Here is a 3,061-nt window from a genome sequence, read left to right on the forward strand (position 1 = left end):
CACCTCGGCATCGGAACTTCCCGCTTCCCCTCTCGCGCCGCGTTCGGCTTGGCGCGAAAGAGGCGTGATTGTAGGCACAACCCCTCCCACGCGCAAGCCCCTTTCGACAGTTTTTTGCGCCGACGCTTCGGGATCGCGAAACGGCCGGAAAGCCGAGTCCGCCTCACTCATACGAAGCGCACCTCGTAACAACAAACAAAGACGCGCGACGCACCTCGCAAGCTCAGCGGTGCTTGAAGATCGGCTTGCGCTTTTCGACGAACGCCGCCATTCCTTCCTTCTGATCTTCGGTCGCGAACGCCGCATGGAACAAGCGGCGCTCGAAGTGCACCCCCTCCGCGAGCGTCGTCTCGTATGCGCGATTCACCGCCTCCTTCACCATCATCACGGCAGGCAGCGAGAATTCGGCGATCGTCGTCGCCGCGGCGATCGCCTCGTCGAGCAATTTGTCCGCCGGCAGTATCCGCGACACCAGGCCGGCGCGCTCCGCTTCCTCCGCATCCATGAAGCGAGCGGTCAGGCACATGTCCATCGCCTTCGCTTTCGACACCGCGCGCGGCAGGCGCTGCGTTCCGCCCGCACCCGGCAGCACGCCGAGCTTGACCTCCGGCTGGCCGAACTTCGCCGTGTCCGCCGCGAAGATGATGTCGCACATCATCGCGAGCTCGCAGCCGCCGCCCAGCGCGAACCCCGCCACCGCCGCGATGACCGGCTTGCGAATCTGACGCACCGCCTCCCAGTTGCGCGTGATGTAGTCGCCCTTGAAGACGTCCATGTACGAATAGGTCGCCATCATCCCGATGTCGGCGCCCGCCGCGAACGCTTTCTCGCTGCCCGTCAGCACGATCGCGCCGATGCCTTCGTCCGCGTCGAACGCCTTGAGCGCCGCGCCCAGCTCGTCCATCAGCGCGTCGTTCAGCGCGTTCAGCGCCTTCGGACGATTCAGCGTAATCAACCCCACCCGGCCGCGCGTCTCCACCAGGATATTTTCGTAAGCCATCTGCTTCTCCTCGATCAATGAAACATGAAATGCCGCACACGCACGAATGATTTGATGCTAACATTTTCCGACCAACCGGTCGGTTTATTAATAACCTCCACCTTCCTCAACCTTCATCAAGCCTGCCGCCATGACCCATCCTCTGTTCACGAAGCATGAAGACACGCTGAAGCACGCGCTCTCCACGATCGAAACGCGCGGCTACTGGAGCCCGTTCGCCGAGATGCCGAGCCCCAAAGTGTACGGGGAAAGCGCCAACGCAGACGGCGAAGCAGCATTCAAAGCCCAACTCGACAAGCCGTTCGAACTCGACCAGCCCGCCTCGGGCGAAACGGTCGGCGCCGAAGAGTCGCCGTACGGTTTCGCGCTCGGCATCCGTTACCCGAAATCGTCGCCCGACGAGCTGATCGCCGCCGCCGCGCAAGCGCAGCGCGCATGGCGCGAGGCCGGGCCTTCCGCCTGGGCAGGCGTGTGCGTCGAGATTCTCGCCCGGCTGAATCGCGCGAGCTTCGAAATTGCTTACAGCGTCATGCACACCACGGGACAGGCTTTCATGATGGCGTTCCAGGCGGGCGGGCCGCATGCGCAGGACCGCGCGCTCGAAGCCGTCGCCTATGCATGGCAGGAGCTGCAGCGCATCCCAGCCGACGCGCATTGGGAAAAACCGCAAGGCAAGAACCCGCCGCTCGCGATGCACAAGCGCTACACGATCGTGCCGCGCGGCACGGGCCTCGTCCTCGGCTGCTGCACATTCCCGACGTGGAACGGCTATCCGGGCCTGTTCGCCGATCTCGCAACCGGCAACACGGTCATCGTCAAGCCGCATCCCGGCGCAATTCTGCCGCTCGCGATCACCGTGCGCATCGCGCGCGACGTGCTGCGCGAAGCCGGCTTCGATCCGAACGTCGTCACACTGCTTGCGACCGAATCGAACGACGGCGCGCTCGTCCAAGAGCTCGCGCTCCGCCCGGAAATCAAGCTGATCGACTTCACCGGCAGCTCACAAAACGGCAACTGGCTCGAACGCAACGCGCACCAGGCGCAGGTGTACACGGAGAAAGCAGGCGTCAACCAGATCGTGATCGATTCCGTCGACGACCTGAAAGCCGCCGTCAAGAACATCGCGTTCTCGCTCGCGCTCTACTCCGGCCAGATGTGCACCGCGCCGCAAAATATCTATGTTCCGCGTGACGGCATCCGCACCGCGGAAGGACATGTCAGCTTCGACGACGTCGCGCAAGCGATCGCGGGCGCCGTGCAGAAGCTGACAGGCGACCCGGCACGCTCGGTCGAGCTCATCGGCGCACTTCAGAACGAAGGCGTCGCGGCCCGCATCGACGACGCGCGCAAGCTCGGCCGCGTGCTCGCCGACAGCCAGGCGCTCGAACATCCCGCTTTCAAGGGCGCGCGCGTACGCACGCCGCTCGTGCTGCAGCTCGACGTCGCCGATCGCGCGAAGTACACGCGGGAATGGTTCGGTCCGATCTCGTTCGTCATCGCAACCGATTCGACCGCGCAATCGCTCGATCTCGCCGGTTCGATCGCGGCCGAGCACGGTGCGCTCACGCTCTCCGTCTACAGTACGGACGACGCCGTCGTCGAGGCCGCGCACGAAGCGGCCGTGCGCGGCGGCGTCGCGCTGTCGATCAATCTGACGGGTGGCGTGTTCGTCAATCAATCGGCGGCGTTCTCCGACTTCCACGGCACGGGCGCCAATCCGGCCGCGAATGCATCGCTCGCCGACGCCGCGTTCGTCGCGAATCGCTTCCGCGTCGTGCAGAGTCGCCACCATGTTGCGCCGAAGGCCGCATCCGCTGAAGCCGGCCAATCGGCATAACCCGTTCGGCCGGGCTGCCGACCTCGCCATCGTTCACTACCATGTATGAATCTGCCCGCTCGCGGGTTCTCCTTCGCCGGAATTCGACATGACCGAAGCATTCCTGTGTGACGCAATCCGCACGCCGATCGGCCGCTACGGCGGGGCCCTCGCGCCGGTGCGGGCCGACGACCTCGGCGCCGTGCCGCTCAAGGCGCTCGTCGAGCGCAACCGCGACGTCGACT

At 65.0% G+C, this 3,061-nt stretch carries 2 protein-coding genes and 1 pseudogene; 2 read left to right on the forward strand and 1 reads right to left on the reverse strand.

The features are described 5' to 3' along the window. Window positions 1-223: 223 nt before the first annotated feature. Window positions 224-1,000 (reverse strand): enoyl-CoA hydratase, encoded by a 777-nt coding sequence (locus WS91_RS08570; protein WP_059584410.1) that lies wholly within the window; start codon window positions 998-1,000, stop codon window positions 224-226. Between the two features lie 130 nt (window positions 1,001-1,130). Between WS91_RS08570 and paaN the strand changes: the two genes are divergently transcribed. Beyond that, entirely contained in the window at window positions 1,131-2,837 is a 1,707-nt protein-coding gene (paaN, locus tag WS91_RS08575) for a phenylacetic acid degradation protein PaaN (protein WP_059670117.1), read from the forward strand. Between the two features lie 88 nt (window positions 2,838-2,925). Next, window positions 2,926-3,061: pseudogene (locus tag WS91_RS32575) on the forward strand (3-oxoadipyl-CoA thiolase); the annotation flags it as partial.

Origin of the sequence: Burkholderia sp. MSMB1498, assembly GCF_001526245.1 — a bacterium.
Classification (GTDB): Bacteria; Pseudomonadota; Gammaproteobacteria; order Burkholderiales; family Burkholderiaceae; genus Burkholderia; species Burkholderia savannae.

Coding starts and splice junctions, on each gene's coding strand:
- WS91_RS08570 (WP_059584410.1), bottom strand. CDS start 1,000: ATGGCTTACGAAAATATCCTGGTGGAGACGCGCGGCCGGGTGGGGTTG.
- paaN (WP_059670117.1), top strand. CDS start 1,131: ATGACCCATCCTCTGTTCACGAAGCATGAAGACACGCTGAAGCACGCG.